We start from the raw sequence: 15,462 nt of genomic DNA, 5'->3' as shown, positions 1-15,462 counted from the left end.
GAGGCAAGGCTGGCGCAACGGTCGACGGCGGGACGGGTAGGCGCGACCGGCGCGCACGGCGGGACGGGTAGGCGCGACCGGCGCGCACGGCGGGACGGGTAGGCGCGACCGGCGCGCACGGCGGGGCCTTGCGGAAAACGGGGGATGTGCCCGCCCCGTGCAGGAAAGGGACGGGCAGCCCCCCACCACTGCCCCCATCTTTTCCCTTCTTTCGCCCCGGTGCGTTGACACCGTGCTGCCAGAGGGCTACACACTCAAAATGCAACAGAGTTGCATTATCAATCCCTCATCCCGGATTCCATCGCCGGAGGCGCCATGAACACTCCCCTTGCCCTTGCGAAAGCCACCCCGTCCCGGTTTGCCCGGCTTGCCAGATATGCCCGGCTTGCCAGATATGCCCGGGAAGCGCGGTTCGGGCTGTGCGCCCTGTTCTTCCCGCTCCTGCTGTCCGGCCTGCTTGCCGCGCCCGGCTCCCCCGCCGTTGCGCCCGCCAGCGCCGCTGCCACCGTGCAGGTGGCGGTCAGCATCCTGCCGCAGAAGTATTTCATCCAGCGCATTGCGGGCGACCTGGCCGAGGTGACGGTAATGGTGCCCCCCGGTGCCGACCCGCACACCTACGAGCCGAAACCCAGCCAGATGCGCGGGCTTGCCGGCGCCAAACTGTACATGACCATCGGCGTGCCCTTCGAAAAATCCTGGCTGGACCGCATCATGGCGGCGGGCGGCAAGGACATGACCGTGGTGCGCCTGGAAAAGGGCATCGACCTTTTGCCGCAGGACGAGCATGTTCTGGATGAGGGGCACGAAGGCGAGGCCGCCGACGCCCACCACCACGACCACGAAGGCGGCGATCCGCACATCTGGCTGTCTCCCGCGCTGGTCAAGATGATGGCCGGTTCCATCAAGGCCGCGCTGGTCAAGGCCGACCCGGCCCACGCCGCCGTGTACCGCGCCAACCACGACGCCTTCGTGCGCGAGCTGGACGAACTGGACCTGCACATCAACGGCCTGTTCGAGAACGTGCCCGAAAACCGCCGCCGCTTCATGGTCTTTCACCCGGCGTGGAGCTACTTCGCCCACAACTACAACCTGCGCGAAGTGGCCATTGAAGTGGAAGGCCGCGAGCCCGGGCCCAGGCAGTTGACCCGCATCGTGGAGTTCGCCAGGAAGGAAAAGATCGAAGCCCTTTTCGTCCAGCCGCAATTCTCGAAGCGCGGCGCGGAAACCATCGCCCGCAACGTGGGGGCAAAGCTCATCGAGGCCGACCCGCTGGCCGAAGACTGGGCCGCCAACATCCGCCGCGTGGCCGAAGCCATGGCCCAAACCCTGAACCACCCCCTCGGCAAGTAGGCACGCATGCACATGCCCTCCAGTGCGTCCGGCATGCCGGACGCACCGCATACACCGCATGAACCGGTCATCGCCGTGCGCGACCTGTGCTTCGCCTACGGCGATGAACCGGTGCTGGACCACGTGGACCTTACCGTGGAGCGCGGCGAATTCCTGGCCGTGCTCGGCCCCAACGGCGGCGGCAAGACCACCCTGCTCAAACTGCTGCTGGGCCTGCTGACCCCGCGTTCCGGCAGCGTGGCGCTGTTTGGCGGCGCGCCGCGTGCTGCGTTGCCGCGCATCGGCTACGTGCCGCAATACTCCACGGCCCGGCTGGATTTTCCCGTCACCGTGCTGGACGTGGTGCTGATGGGCCTTGCGGGCACCCGGCGCGGCCTGCTGGGGCGTCACTGGTCACGCGATGCCGCGTCCATCGACCGCGCCCGCGAGGCGCTGGACCAGGTGGGCCTTTCCGGCATGGAACAACGCATGGTGGGCGCGCTTTCCGGCGGGCAGCGCCAGCGGGCCGTGGTGGCCCGCGCCCTGATGGCCCAGCCGGAACTGCTGCTGCTGGACGAGCCCACCGCCTCCATCGACCCGCAGGGCTCGTTCTGCTTCTTCGAATTCCTGGGCACCCTGCGCGGGCCGCACACCCTGGTGGTGGTCAGCCACGACCTGTCCATCGCCACGTCCACCTTCTCCAACGTGGCCTTCGTCAACCGCACCCTGGTGCACAGCCGGGGCGCGGGTCTGACCCCGGACATGCTGACCATGCTCTACGGCCACCACGAAAAGACCTGCCCCATGGGGGCGTTCATATCCTCCGTGTCCGGGCTGTTCCCGGTGCTGCCGCGTATGGACGAGCTGAAGCCTTCCGACGCCACGCCCCCCGTTTCCCCCGGCGCTCCCGACGCCCCAGGCGCTGCGGACGCCGCACCCTCCCCCGTCGCAAAGGACGCCTGATGCTCGACGCGCTTTCCTACGACTTCATGCAGCAGGCCCTGGCCGCATCGCTGCTGGCCAGCATCGCCTGCGGGGTCATCGGCACCCTGGTGGTGGTGAACCGGCTGGTGTTCCTGGCGGGCGGGGTGTCACACGCGGCCTACGGCGGCGTGGGGCTGGCCTTCCATTACGGCTGGCCGGTGCTGCCCAGCGCCATCGGCTTTTCCGTGGCCTCGTCCATGCTCATGGCCGGGGTGGCCCTGAAGCGGCCCGAAAAGGCCGACACGGCCATCGGCGTGCTGTGGGCGGCGGGCATGGCCTTCGGGATCATCCTCATAGACCTTACCCCCGGCTACAAGGCCGACCTGATGAGTTTTCTGTTCGGGTCCATCCTGGCCGTGCCGCTGACCGACCTGTACCTGATGGCCGCACTGGACGCCGTCCTGCTGGCCGTGGTGGCCCTGTGCCACCAGACCCTGCTGGTGGCCTCCTTCGATCGCGAGTTCGCCGAGGCGCGCGGCCTGCCCGTGCGCACCGCCCACTATCTGGTGGTGGGCATGACGGCAGTGGGCGTGGTGATGCTGATCCGCGTGGTGGGGCTGGTGCTGGTCATGGCCCTGCTGACCATACCTCCGTTCATCGCGGCGCGCTCGGCCCGCTCGCTGCCATCCATGATGGCCGCCGCCACCGCCTGGAGCACCGTGTTCTGCGTGGGCGGGCTGGCCCTGGCCTACCGCTGGGACGTGACCTCCGGCGCGGCCATCATCGCCGTGGCTTCGGCAGGATTCATGGCCGTGTCCGGCGTGGGCATGCTGCGCCGGGCGATGGGAAAACAGTCGATACCACGCTGAATCAATGCACCCTTGCCTGCGACAACCATCATCACTCGTTCCATGTTGCTGTAAACATATCCCATGTCACGCACTAGGTCGGTGCCGGTGACGACCCCTTGTGAAAAATTCGGAGGGATGGGGGACCGGGGGAAGGAGCCCCTTTGCCCGAGCCGTAATGCGAGTCTTCGAGCATTGCGGATGAGGACCGCAAGGCGTCAAAGGGCCCCTTCCCCCGATTCCCTCCTTCCACTGGAAATCATCATGACCAATACGACAGATCCCCGCGCCCGGCTGGAACACGCCGGGCTGGAAGCCACTCCCCGCCGCATCGCCGTGCTGGAGGCGCTGGCCGCCCTGCCCCATGCCCCTGCGGCGCAGGAACTGCTGGACGCGGTGCGCCGCACCACCCGCATGGACAAGGTAACCCTGTACCGCACCCTGGACCTGCTGGTGGAGGCGGGCATCCTGCAACGCCACAGCGGGGCCGACGGCACCTTCCGGCACTGTATGGCCCCGGCGGGGGAAAACGCGCCGCACGGCCATTTCCAGTGCACCCGCTGCGGGGTGATGACCTGCCTGCCCCCGCTGCCTGCGGCGCTGGATGCCGCCGCCCTGCTGCCCGCCGGAGTTATCGTGGAGCACGTGGAGGTGCGCCTGGACGGGGTGTGCGGGCGGTGTCAAAGAGGCTGACCGGTCGGCAACGTCTTCTTTCCTTTCCGGCATCCACCTCTCTTCGCCCATCGCCATGGGCATGCGCCTGGAAAAGACGGGCATCGCTCGTGGCATCCCCGCTGTTTCCCTCTCTCGCCACTGGTCCGGCGCTCGTCCGTTAGCGCATCCGGCGCTTATTCGGTCCTGCCATCTCTTTCCTCTTTCCCGTCGCGCCTTCGCAGCCTCAAGCTTTTCGCATTTGCGCCGATAGGACGAGCAATGAAGCATCCCGCAGGCTGCGCCCGGCCACATCGGCCAGACTAGCCAGACTGACCAGACTGGCCAGACAGACAAGACAGGCGCACCACGGCATGCGATGCGCGGCCCCGCGCCGCGCGGATACCATCGGAGGCAATCATGTCCCGCGTACCCCGCGAGCCACATATTCCGCAGAAGAACCCCGGCAAGGGGCAGGACAAGACGACAGGCACGGGCATTGCGGCACTGGTCCGCACGGGCCCCGTTCTGAGCGGGTTGATCCTGACCGGTCTGGCATTTGCCGCCCTGCCCCTGTTGCCCCCCGGCGGTACACCCGCAGTGGCCGAGATGCGCCAGTCGCAAGGTGTGCCGCCGCAGCCCGCCTCCATGACTCCGCAGCCGCCGCGCCTCGGCGCGGACCCCGGCGCCCCGCTGGAGGCCAGGGAATCGGGCGAGGCCAACGTGAACGGGCAGACCATGCCCCTATCCACGGTGGTCACCCACGACAACGGCTTCATGGTGCCCGACAATCAGGGCGGCATGTTCTGGAGCAAGGGCGCGCCGCGCCCCCAGGCGGACCCCAACCACATGGAAGCCCGCGAACTGAAGCTGAAGGTGCGCGAACTGGTGGACCAGTTGCTGGCCACGGTGCCCAACGATGCGTTGATGGGGTACATTGCCCTGCCCACGTCGTTCGTGAACCAGGACGACTTCGACGAATCGTCCTCGCTGGGCCGGTACATCGCCGAGCAGTTGTTCTACGAATTCAACCAGCGCGGCTTTCCCGTGCGTGAATACCGCCTGCCCGGCACCCTGCGCCCGCGCGAGGGCGAAGGGGAGTTCCTGCTGTCGCGCAACGTGGGCGTGCTGCCCGCGCGCGAAGGGTGGGCCGTGTTCGTGGCGGGCACCTACTACCGCGACAAGTACAGCGTGTTCATCAACGCCCGGCTGATCCGCGCGGCGGACGGTCTGGTGCTGCGCACGGCGGAACTGGTGATGCCCGCCAACGGCCTGCTGGGCCGCATGCTGGCCAATACCGGGCGCAAGCTGATGGGCGGCTCCATGAACATCGGCGATTTCGACCGGACCACCCGGAAATAGCCGCGAGGACTTCTGCCATGCGTATCCCCGCCATCCTTCTGCTGCTGGCCAGCCTGGCTTTGCCCGCCCTTGCCGGGTGCGGCAGGCAGGTGGCCTCGGTGCCGGAAAGCGACGAGGCCCTGCACAACTGGCACCAGGGCCGCACCTATCAGGCCCAGGGCCGCTACGAACTGGCCCGCGAACACTACCTGCTGGCCCTTGCCGCAGCGCGCTCGGACGACGTGCGCGACGCCCTGGCCCGCGAAGTGGACGTTGTGGACCGCCAGATAAAAACGCTGCGCTGACGCGGCGATTCCGGAGCATCCCATGAAGCGCATACTCGCCCTGCTCGTGCTGACCATAGGCCTGCTGCTGCCCCTGGCCGCAGCCGCCGCCAGCGTGCCCGAAGCCGCCGACGCCATGGCCGCCGCCATGGATGTGCAGATGGCCCGCAAACTGGGGCAGGAAGCCCCGCCAGCCAAGGGCATCAGCATCATGGTCACCACCCCGGTGGACCTTGGCGACCTGGAAGGCGCCAACGGGCTGGCCCGCCAGATGGCGGAAGAAATGTCCCGCTGGTTCGTGCAGGCGGGCTACCGGGTGCAGGAAATCCGCAAGGGCCGCACCATCCTGTTCCAGCCCGAAACGGGCGAACTGCTGCTGACGCGCAAGACGGAACTGCTGGGCACCCAGAACGTGTCCAGCGTGGCCATTCTGGCGGGCACCTACACCATCACCCCCAAGGCCGTGCGCTTCAACATGCGGCTCATCCACACCCCGTCCAACGAGGTGCTGGCCATGGGCACCGCCACGGTGCCGGTTTCCGAGGAACTGCGCCCGCTGCTGGTGGACGCCTCGCGCCTTGGACCCATCCGGCCCAGCGTGGGCACCAGCCTGCGCTGACCCCAAGCTTCCGACGCCCGCCCCCTGCGCCAGGGGGGCCAGGGCACGGGCACCACGCCCAGGATACGGACCGCCCCGCCCTGCCTCAGGACGGGGCGGCTCCTATTTGACGTGCCATGAACACGGCAAATGAACATCACAGGCATCTATCTTTTCCTTTAATCCCCAAAAAAGAACCCCGTCACGTCTCCGCAACGGGGGTTCACCAAGCCAATTGAAAAGTTTGGGGGGGGAGGGGTCCGGGGAGGGAGACCCTTTTCAAAGGGTCCCCTCCCCGGCGCTCTCACATTCATTTCGCCTAGTGCGCCGTGGTCACGGGCGGCGTCACTTCGCACCCAGCGCCTTCGCGCAGGGTACGGAACAACGGCAGGCCTTCGTCGGCGCGGCCGGAGAAGATGGCTTCGGCCTCGCTTTCCAGGGCCAGGGGCAGCACTTCGTCCACGTGATCCACGAAGGTGATGGTCAGGTCCTTGAGGATTTCGTCGGGGACGTCCTTGAGGTCCTTCTTGTTGTCGCGCGGCACGAGCACCTTGGTGATCAGGCCCCGGTGCGCGGCCAGCAGCTTTTCGCGCAGGCCGCCGATGGGCAGCACGCGACCGCGCAGGGTGATCTCGCCGGTCATGGCCACGTCGTTGCGCACGGGCACGCCGAGCAGCGCCGAGACCAGCGAGGTGGCCAGGGTGATGCCTGCCGAGGGGCCGTCCTTGGGGGTGGCGCCTTCGGGCACGTGCACGTGGATGTCGATGTCCTTGTGGAAGTCGCTGCGCAGGCCGAACATGTTGGACCGCGAGCGCACGTAGGACAGGGCGGCCTTGGCCGATTCGGTCATGACCTCGCCGAGCTTGCCGGTGATGACCACCTTGCCTGTGCCGGGCATGAGGGCGGTTTCCACCATCAGCAGTTCGCCGCCAAGTTCGGTCCAGGCAAGGCCGGTGGTCACGCCCACCTGCGGGTTGGCCTCGCGCTCGCCGTAGCGGAACTTCTTCACGCCCAGGAACTGGGACAGGTTTTGCCGGGTGACGGTGACCGTCTTGTCCAGGTCGTCGGCCTCGACGATCTGCATGGCCACCTTGCGGCACACGCCCGCCAACTCGCGCTCGAGGTTACGCACCCCCGCCTCGCGGGTGTAGGTGCGGATCATCTCCAGCACGGCGTTGTCCGACATCTTCACGTTCTCGGGCTTGATGCCGTGCGCCTCGATCTGCTTGGGCAGCAGGAATTCGCGCGCGATGCGGCGCTTTTCCGTTTCGAGGTAGCCGGGCAGCCGGATGATTTCCATGCGGTCCTGCAACGGCAGGGGGATGGAATGCAGGCTGTTGGCCGTGGTGATGAAGAACACCTGCGACAGGTCGTAGTCCATGTCCAGATAGTGGTCGTTGAAGGTGTTGTTCTGCTCGGGGTCCAGCACTTCCAGCAGGGCGGCGGAAGGGTCGCCCCGGAAGTCCATGCTCATCTTGTCGATTTCGTCCAGGCAGAACAAGGGGTTGTTGAACTTCACCCGCTTCAGCGACTGGATGATCTTGCCGGGCAGCGCACCCACGTAGGTGCGGCGATGGCCGCGGATTTCGGCCTCGTCGCGCACGCCGCCAAGGGAAAGGCGCACGAACTCACGGCCCGTGGCCTTGGCCACGGACTTGGCCAACGAGGTCTTGCCCACGCCGGGGGGGCCGACAAGGCACAGGATGGGACCCTTCAGGCGGTTCACCAGCTTCTGGACGGCCAGATACTCGAGGATGCGCTCCTTGGGCTTTTCCAGGCCGTAGTGGTCGGCGTCGAGAACCGTGCGGGCCTTCTCGATGTCGATCTCGGTTTCCTTCAGGGTGTTCCACGGCAGATCGAGAATCCAGTCCACGTAGTTGCGCACCACGGTGTACTCGGCGGACGAAGGCGGCATCTGGCGCAGCTTCTTCATCTCGCGCAGGGCCTTCTCGCGCGCCTCGTCGGGCATGTTCTTTTCCGCCAGGCGTTGTTCCAGCTCGTTGACCTCGGCCTGGGGGTCTTCCTCGCGGCCCATCTCCTTGTGGATGGCCTTGATCTGCTCGTTCAGGTAGTACTCGCGCTGGTTGCGCTCCATCTGGTTCTTGACGCGGTTCTTGATGCGCTTTTCCATGGACGAGATGGCAATCTCGCCCTGAAGCAGCTCGTACACCTTTTCAAGGCGCACCACCGGGTCTTCCAGTTCCAGCACTTCCTGCTTCTTGCGGTAGTCCACCTTCAGGTGGGGCATCACCGCGTCGGCCAGGCGGCCCGCCGTGTTGATGGCGGTGATGGCCAGCAGGGTTTCCTGCGCCAGCTTCTTGTTGATCTTGCTGTATTCCTCCAGCGCTTCCTGCGTGGCGCGCACCAAGGCCTCGGACTCGGCGGTCAGGGCGTCGGATTCGCGCAGGGGCAGGATGGAGGCGCGGGGAAATTCGCCCTCGCCTTCTTCGCCAAGGGCTTCCCAGCGGGCGCGGTACAGGCCTTCGAACAGCACCTTGATGGTGCCGTCGGGCAGGCGCAGCAGTTGCAGTATCTTGCTGACGGTGCCGACCTCGAACAGGTCTTCGCCGCCGGGCTTTTCCACTTCGGGCTCGCGCTGGGCCACCAGGAATATCTTCTTGCCGTAATCGGAGATGGCGTTCTCGATGGCCCGGATGGACGCCTCGCGCCCAACGAACAGGGGCACGATGGAGCGCGGGAACATCACCACCTCGCGCAGCGACATCAGCGGCAGGTCCAGAACAGGACGGGCCTTTTCGCCATCAACGTCGAAATCGCTCATTCATTCCTCCAGAACGGCGGCAGGGGCCGCCGGGTGCCCGCGCGCCGGAAGGGGGCGCGGGAGCCCCGCGTGCGAGACGGGGCACAATGCACACAAACTAGTGTCCCGATTCCCGTTGTCAACGCACCCACTGAAGGGGCGCCGGGCAGATTGCCGTGGTACCCTGCGGGGTACCGGGCGGAAATCCGCAGTTGACGCCAGGCCGGGTGGCCCGTGCGCGGGCGCCCCCCGTGAAAGTTTCTCCCGTGGAGGGGGAAAGGGGCGGACCCCTGCGACGGGGACAACGGGGCCTGTCGGAACCCGTGGACGTCATGGGCATCATGGGCATCATGGGCATCATGGGCATCATGGGCATCATGAGCGTCACGGGCACCACGGGGCCGCACCAGCGCGGCGCGGGACAAAACCATGACGGCGCGGCCCTTGCGGACCGCGCCGTTGCATTCACTAGGAGCCGGTCTTGGCCTCGGTGTGGTAGATCATCACCGGTTCGCGGCTTTTCTCCACCACGGCGCGGTTGATGACGCACTCCTTGATGTCCTGCTGCGAGGGCAGCTTGTACATGATGTCGAGCATCACCGATTCCATGACGTTGCGCAGGCCGCGCGCGCCGGTCTTGCGTTCGATGGCCTGGCTGGCGATGCTCTTCAGCGCGTTGGCGGTAAAGCGCAGGTTGACCTTGTCCAGCTCGAACAGCTTCTGGTACTGGCGCACCAGCGCGTTCTTGGGCTCGGTAAGGATGCGCACCAGGTCGTCCTCGCTCAGTTCCTCGACGTGGGTGACCACGGGGATACGGCCCACGAATTCGGGAATCAGGCCGAACTTGACGAGGTCGTTCGGATGCACCTGGCCCAGCAGTTCGCCGAAGGGCAGATCCTTGCGGGTGGCCACCTTGGCGCCGAAGCCCATGGCCCCGCCGCCGATGCGCTGGCCGATCAGCTTGTCCAGCCCGATGAACGCCCCGCCGAGGATGAACAGGATGTTCGAGGTGTCCATCCTGATGAATTCCTGCTGCGGGTGCTTGCGCCCGCCCTTGGGCGGGATGTTGGCTTCGGTGCCTTCGATGATCTTCAGCAGGGCCTGCTGCACCCCTTCGCCCGACACGTCGCGGGTGATGGAGGGGCCGTCGCCCTTGCGGGAGATCTTGTCGATTTCATCGATGTAGATGATGCCCTTGGACGCCGCCTCGATGTCGTAGTCGGCATTCTGGAGCAGCTGGACCAGGATGTTCTCCACGTCCTCGCCCACGTAGCCGGCTTCCGTCAGGGTGGTGGCGTCGGCGATGGCGAAGGGCACCTTCAGCACGCGGGCCAGGGTTTTCGCCAGCAGGGTCTTGCCGCTGCCGGAAGGACCGATGAGCAGGATGTTGCTCTTTTCCAGCTCCACCTCGCCGCCAAGGGCGCTGGCGAAGAAGACCCGCTTGTAGTGGTTGTGCACCGCCACGGACAGGATCTTCTTGGCCTGGTGCTGGCCGATCACGTATTCGTCGAGCTTGGCCTTGATCTCGGCGGGGGTGAGCAGCTTGCCCTCTTCCACCGTTTCGGTGATGTGCTCCTGCGCGATGATCTCGTTGCACAACGAGACGCATTCGTCGCAGATGTAGACGCCGGGCCCGGCAATGAGGCGCTGCACGGCGTCCTGCCCCTTGCCGCAGAAGGAACAACGCAGCTCGCGTTCCGAGCCGCCCTTGGTATTGGCCATGATGTACCTACTTCGCTTGGTTCTGCGTGGCATCCCGCCGCGAGGTGAGGATGCTGTCGATGATGCCGTATTCCTTGGCCTCGGCGGGTCCCATGAAGTAATCACGCTCGGTGTCGTCGGCAACCCGCTCCACGGGCTGGCCGGTGTGGCGGGCCATGATTTCGTTCAGGTTGGCCTTCATGCGCAGCACTTCGCGGGCATGGATGTCGATGTCGCTGGCCTGGCCGTGAAAGCCGCCCGAGGGCTGATGGATCATGATGCGGCTGTTGGGCAGCGCGTGGCGCATGCCGGGGGCACCGGCGGCCAACAGCAGCGCGCCCATGCTGGCGGCCTGGCCCAGGCACAGGGTGGCCACGGGCGAGGTGATGTACTGCATGGTGTCGTAGATGGCCATGCCCGCCGTCACCGAGCCGCCCGGCGAGTTGATGTACAGGTAGATTTCCTTCTCGGGGTTTTCCGATTCGAGGAACAGCAGCTGCGCGCAGATGAGCGAGGCGACCTGGTCGTCGATGGGAGTGCCGAGCAGGATGATGCGATCCTTCAGCAGGCGCGAATAGATGTCGTAGGCGCGTTCGGAACGGCCCGAGGTCTCGATGACTATGGGAACTGGCATGTGCCTCTCCTGCGTGTATCGGCGTGAACCGCCGCGTGCTGCCGTGCGTTGGTGATGCCGTGTCCGGGCGGTCTGTGGACGCCGGATTCCGTGTACCGGGGGCATGCCGCATCCCGTCCGGACGTCTCGGGGCATGCCCGGATGTGACGGGACGGGCGGGACGGGACAGGACGGGACGGGACAAAACCGGAATGGCCGCCGGGGCGGATGCGCGCCCGGTGCGGAACTGACTCGTTGCCCGAAGGATAGCAGAAGACCGCCCCGCACCACAAGGCGCCCGTGGCGGCCCGGCCTTCCGGCCGCTGATGCGCCGCTGGCGTTCACCCGTGCGCCCGCCGTCCTTCCGGTCGTATCCCAACAGTCCGTGGGCATGGCGCCCGGCACCGTGCGCCTTCACCCGTCTTGTCGGCTGAAAGCCGCAATGCTTTACGAAACACCCCGCGAAAACAAGGGCAGGGAAGGTGCGGGTGCACCCCCCCTGCTCCGAACGTGCGTCCATGAACCGGCGGGCCGGTTCGCGTGCGCGGGCAAAGCTGCCGCTACTTCGCGGCGGGCTCCACCTCGGTCACGGCGGCCTTCTCGTAGATGGCGTCCATGGCCTTGTCGGCCAGCATGCGGTCGCGCAGCGAGAAGATCAGGTTGTTCTTGATGTAGTAGTCCTTCAGCGCATTGTAGTCCTGGCCGGAACGCATGGCGATCTGCTGGATCTGGCCGTCGATCTCCTGCTCGTTCACTTCCACGCTTTCCTTGCGGGCGGCGCGCAGCAGGAAGATCTGAGTGCGGGTCACCTGCTCGGCTTCGGGGCGCACTTCGGCGCGCAGTTCCTCGGGCTTCTTGCCCAAGGATTCCATGCTCTTGCCCTGGCGTTCCAGCTTGGAGCGCATGTCGTCCAGCAGGTGGCCGACGTACATGTCCACCATGGATTCGGGCAGGGGGAAGTCCACCATCTTCAGCAGCTTGTCCAGCATGGTCTTCTGGGCGGTGGCCTTCACCAGCTGGGTGCGGCTCTGCATGTAGGAAGAGGTGACCGCCTCGCGCATCTTGTCCATGGACTCGAAGCCGCCGGCCTTCTGGGCCAGCTCGTCGTTGGCCTCGGGCAGGCGGCGTTCCTTCACGGCATGCACCTTGACCTTGACGGTCAGGCTCTTGCCCGCGAAGTCGGGGTTGATGAAGTCCGCCGGGAAATTCAGGGGGCCTTCGCCCTCCTGGCCGGGGGCCAGGGTCTTCACCAGGTTCTCGAAGTCTTCCAGAGCCTGGCGGTCGCCAAGGTTCATCTGGAAGTTCTCGGCGCTGATGCCTTCCACCGGCTCGCCGTTCTCGAACGCGGCGAAGTCCAGCACCACCACGTCGCCGTCCTTGCCGGGGCGCGCTTCGGCCACGGGCACCAGTTCAGCCATGTTGGTGCGGATGCGGGTGATGACTTCATCCACTTCCTTCATGTCCACCACGGCCTTTTCCTGTTCCACGGCAAAGCCGTCGTAGTCGGGCAGGTCGAATTCGGGCAGCACTTCGAAGGAGATGCTGTATTCGAAGGGGGTGCCGCGTTCCAGCTGCCCGCCGTCGAAGTCGATGCGCGAGATGGGGTTGGCGTCCAGCGCGGTCATCACTTCGTTGATATGCACGTTGACGAGGTCCTGCGTGGCCTCGCCGTAGATTTCCTTGCGAAAGCGGCTTTCGACCAGATTCGAGGGCACCTTGCCCTTGCGGAACCCGTCGAGGCTCATGTTGGTGCGGTACATGGCGATGGCGGCGGACAGGGCGGCCTCCACCTCTTCAACCGGCACCGAGATGTTGACCTTTTTCTTGACCGGGGAAAGATCTTCGACGGTATATTCCATGGTGCTGCGCTCCTTGTGAAAGTCTGTTGGTGCCCGGCGCCCCGTACCTGCCCCGTTGCGGGAAAGCGGCGCGGCGGCGCTGGTGCCGGGGGCGGGGATTGAACCCGCACGGTGTGAACCACTGGCTTCTAAGACCAGCGCGTATACCAGTTCCGCCACCCCGGCAGTGCGACGGCGCGATCCCGGGCCGACAGCCCGGCGCCCCCCGTGCGGCAGGTGCGCATGGCGGATGGCGGTCCGGTGACGGTTGGGCAACGCTTCGGAAAGCCCGCTCCTTTACCATTTGTGCCCACGGAGCGCAAGCCCGCGCAAGGACAGGCGCGGCACTCCGGGCGGGTGCACGCGTGACGGCGAGGGGCCGTGCCGGGCCAGTATCTCCGCCGGGCCCGTATTAGCGCTCGCCCCTCCCCTCCAGCCTGCCGCAACGCCGGGCACGCATGAGAAAGATGGTTTCCAACCCGCCAGCTTTCTTGACGTATCGTTTCCATCAATATACACAATCAGCATGCTGGATTTCAGAAGACTCGAAGCATTCTGCAAGGTCTACGAACTGCGCAGCTTCTCGCGGGCCGGGGCGGACCTGTTCCTGTCCCAACCCACCATCAGCGCGCACGTCCTTGCACTGGAAAAGGAACTGGGCGTGCGCCTGCTGGACCGCATGGGCCGGCAGGTACTGCCCACGCCCGCCGGAGAGGTGCTGTACCGGCGCGCGTCTGAGGCTTTCGCCAGCCTTGCCGCCGCAGAGGCCGAAATCGGCCAGCTGCGCGACGAGGTCAGCGGCGACCTTGTGGTCGGCGGCAGCACCATACCCGCCCATCACGTCCTGCCGGAGGTCATCGCCGGATTCGTGCGCACCTATCCTTCGGTGCGCGTGCACCTGCGCGTGGGCGACACGGCGGACATCATGCAGCGCGTCACCGACGGCGAACTGATGCTGGGACTGGTGGGCGCGGTGGATCCGCACCCCGACCTGGTATTCGAACCGCTGGTGGACGACGAACTGGTGGTGGTGGCCGCACCGGAGCTTGCAGGGGGCAGGCGCCACGTGCAGGTCGAGGAACTGGCCCAGTGGCCGTGGATCATGCGCGAGGCAGGGTCCGGCACGCGGCGCACCTTTGCCGAGGCGCTGGCCGCCGCGGGCATGGACGTGCGGCGGCTGCCGGTGGCCCTGGTGGTGGACAGCACCCAGGCCGTGGTGCAGTACGTGCGCGCGGGCCTTGGGATCAGCGCCACCTCTCGCCTGGCCGTGGCAGAAAGCATCGCCCGTGGCGAACTGGTGGAACTGCAACTGGACGATTGCCGCCCGGCGCGCCAGTTCCACTCGGTGCGGCACGCCCGGCGCCACCAGTTCCCGGCGGCGGTGGCCTTTGCCGCCTTCCTCGACGAGCACACCCGCCACCTGCGCAACGGCCATGCAACGGACGCCAAGGCGGTCAACAACAAGGGCCGTCACAAGGACAAGGCATGAGCCGCATCCGTCTGGTCGATTCGGTCAAGGCCGCCGGCTGAGCCGCCAAGGTGGCTCCGGGGGACCTGGAGCGCATCCTGGCGGGACTGCCGCGCGACCCGTCCGTTGAGGACAGGGTCATCGTGGGCACGCGGCACAACGAGGACGCCGCCGTGGTGCGCCTGCCCGGTGGGCAATCCATCGTGCAGACGCTGGACTTCTTCACGCCCATCGTCAACGACCCGTACCACTTCGGGCGCATTGCCGCGGCCAACGCCCTGTCCGACGTCTACGCCATGGGCGGCGAGCCGTGGTGCGCCATGAACATCGTCTGCTTTCCGGTCAAGCGGCTGCCGGAATCCATTCTGGCCGATATCCTGCGCGGCGGGTCCGACGCTTTGCGCGAGGCGGGCGCCGCGCTGGTGGGCGGGCACAGCGTGGAAGACGACGAGATCAAATACGGGCTGTCCGTCACCGGCCTCATCGATCCGGAGATCATCGCCTCCAATGCCGGGCTGCGCCCCGGCGACCGCTTGTTGCTCACCAAGCCCCTGGGCACCGGCATCCTGGCCACCGCCGTCAAGGCCAACTGGCCCGGCTGCGACGCGCACGAGGTAGAACTGTTCCGCTGGGCGTCGCGCCTGAACAAGGGCGCGGGCCGCGTCATCCGCGAACTTCGCCTGAAGGCCGCCACCGACGTTACCGGCTTCGGCCTTGGCGGGCACTGCCTGGAAATGGCCGTGGCCTCCGGGGTCACCGTGGCCCTGGACACCGCCGCCCTGCCCGTGCTGCCCGGCGTGACGGAACTGGCTGGCATGGGGCTGGTGCCGGAAGGCAGCCACGCCAACCGCGCCCACTGCCACACGCATGTGCACGTGGCCACCGGCGTCAACCCGCTGCTGGTCGACGTGGCCTTCGACGCCCAGACATCGGGCGGCATGCTGCTGGCCGTATCCCCGGACCAGGTAGACGCGGCCACGACGCTGCTGGCCGAAACCGGAGACCCCGCCTACCCCGTGGGCGTAGTGCTGGAACCGCTGCCCGGCGGTGTTCGCCTGCTGCTTCGGTAGCTGGTTCAAAGCACCGCCCTTTCCCCGTCCGGCTTC

The 15,462-nt window shown here is 66.6% G+C and carries 13 protein-coding genes and 1 tRNA gene; 9 read left to right on the top strand and 5 right to left on the bottom strand.

The window, feature by feature from the left end:
- Positions 1 to 315 precede the first annotated feature (315 nt).
- The 7 genes from K6142_RS05545 (at position 316) to K6142_RS05515 (ending at position 5,996) form a co-directional block, all read left to right on the top strand.
- Positions 316 to 1,350 carry a metal ABC transporter solute-binding protein, Zn/Mn family gene (locus tag K6142_RS05545; RefSeq protein ID WP_190243668.1) on the top strand — a complete coding sequence of 345 codons (1,035 nt, stop codon included), beginning with the start codon at positions 316 to 318 and terminating at the stop codon, positions 1,348 to 1,350.
- A 6-nt stretch (positions 1,351 to 1,356) separates the two neighbouring features.
- Entirely contained in the window at positions 1,357 to 2,292 is a 936-nt protein-coding gene (locus K6142_RS05540) for a metal ABC transporter ATP-binding protein (protein WP_190243667.1), read from the top strand.
- Positions 2,292 to 3,122, top strand: a complete 831-nt coding sequence (locus K6142_RS05535) for a metal ABC transporter permease (protein WP_190243666.1) — start codon at positions 2,292 to 2,294, stop codon at positions 3,120 to 3,122. The genes K6142_RS05540 and K6142_RS05535 overlap by 1 nt, the downstream gene beginning before the upstream one ends.
- 243 nt (positions 3,123 to 3,365) lie before the next feature.
- On the top strand, positions 3,366 to 3,794 hold the full coding sequence (locus K6142_RS05530; protein WP_190243665.1) for a Fur family transcriptional regulator: 429 nt from the start codon (positions 3,366 to 3,368) through the stop codon (positions 3,792 to 3,794).
- Positions 3,795 to 4,172: 378 nt separating this feature from the next.
- Positions 4,173 to 5,114: a FlgO family outer membrane protein gene (locus K6142_RS05525; protein WP_190243664.1), complete on the top strand. Its 942-nt coding sequence runs from the start codon at positions 4,173 to 4,175 to the stop codon at positions 5,112 to 5,114.
- A gap of 17 nt (positions 5,115 to 5,131) precedes the next feature.
- Positions 5,132 to 5,398 carry a hypothetical protein gene (locus tag K6142_RS05520; protein ID WP_190243663.1) on the top strand — a complete coding sequence of 89 codons (267 nt, stop codon included), beginning with the start codon at positions 5,132 to 5,134 and terminating at the stop codon, positions 5,396 to 5,398.
- 22 nt (positions 5,399 to 5,420) lie between these two features.
- On the top strand, positions 5,421 to 5,996 hold the full coding sequence (locus tag K6142_RS05515) for a FlgO family outer membrane protein (RefSeq protein ID WP_012611270.1): 576 nt from the start codon (positions 5,421 to 5,423) through the stop codon (positions 5,994 to 5,996).
- Between the two features lie 298 nt (positions 5,997 to 6,294).
- On the opposite strand, the gene lon is transcribed toward K6142_RS05515, so the two are convergent.
- The 5 genes from lon to K6142_RS05490 form a co-directional block, all read right to left on the bottom strand.
- A complete protein-coding gene (gene lon, locus K6142_RS05510) occupies positions 6,295 to 8,757 on the bottom strand; it encodes an endopeptidase La (RefSeq protein WP_190243662.1) in 2,463 nt (820 codons plus the stop codon).
- Between the two features lie 447 nt (positions 8,758 to 9,204).
- Positions 9,205 to 10,458, bottom strand: coding sequence for an ATP-dependent Clp protease ATP-binding subunit ClpX (gene clpX / locus K6142_RS05505; RefSeq protein WP_190243661.1), 1,254 nt, complete (start codon positions 10,456 to 10,458; stop codon positions 9,205 to 9,207).
- Positions 10,459 to 10,465: 7 nt separating this feature from the next.
- The gene (gene clpP, locus K6142_RS05500) at positions 10,466 to 11,071 is read right to left on the bottom strand and encodes an ATP-dependent Clp endopeptidase proteolytic subunit ClpP (RefSeq protein WP_012611267.1); all 606 of its coding nucleotides are present in this window, start codon (positions 11,069 to 11,071) and stop codon (positions 10,466 to 10,468) included.
- 539 nt (positions 11,072 to 11,610) lie between these two features.
- The gene (gene tig, locus K6142_RS05495; protein ID WP_190243660.1) at positions 11,611 to 12,909 is read right to left on the bottom strand and encodes a trigger factor; all 1,299 of its coding nucleotides are present in this window, start codon (positions 12,907 to 12,909) and stop codon (positions 11,611 to 11,613) included.
- 80 nt (positions 12,910 to 12,989) lie between these two features.
- Positions 12,990 to 13,074: transfer RNA gene (locus tag K6142_RS05490), tRNA-Leu, on the bottom strand.
- 340 nt (positions 13,075 to 13,414) lie between these two features.
- Between K6142_RS05490 and K6142_RS05485 the strand changes: the two genes are divergently transcribed.
- Positions 13,415 to 14,377 (top strand): selenium metabolism-associated LysR family transcriptional regulator, encoded by a 963-nt coding sequence (locus K6142_RS05485; protein WP_190243659.1) that lies wholly within the window; start codon positions 13,415 to 13,417, stop codon positions 14,375 to 14,377.
- Positions 14,374 to 15,426: a selenide, water dikinase SelD gene (gene selD / locus K6142_RS05480; RefSeq protein WP_190243658.1), complete on the top strand. Its 1,053-nt coding sequence runs from the start codon at positions 14,374 to 14,376 to the stop codon at positions 15,424 to 15,426. Before K6142_RS05485 ends, selD begins: the two co-directional genes overlap by 4 nt.
- Positions 15,427 to 15,462: the final 36 nt, after the last annotated feature.

The sequence above is a fragment of the Nitratidesulfovibrio sp. SRB-5 genome (assembly GCF_019931275.1).
In the GTDB taxonomy this organism is placed as follows: domain Bacteria; phylum Desulfobacterota; class Desulfovibrionia; order Desulfovibrionales; family Desulfovibrionaceae; genus Cupidesulfovibrio.
This window is presented reverse-complemented; position numbering and strand designations above follow the sequence as displayed.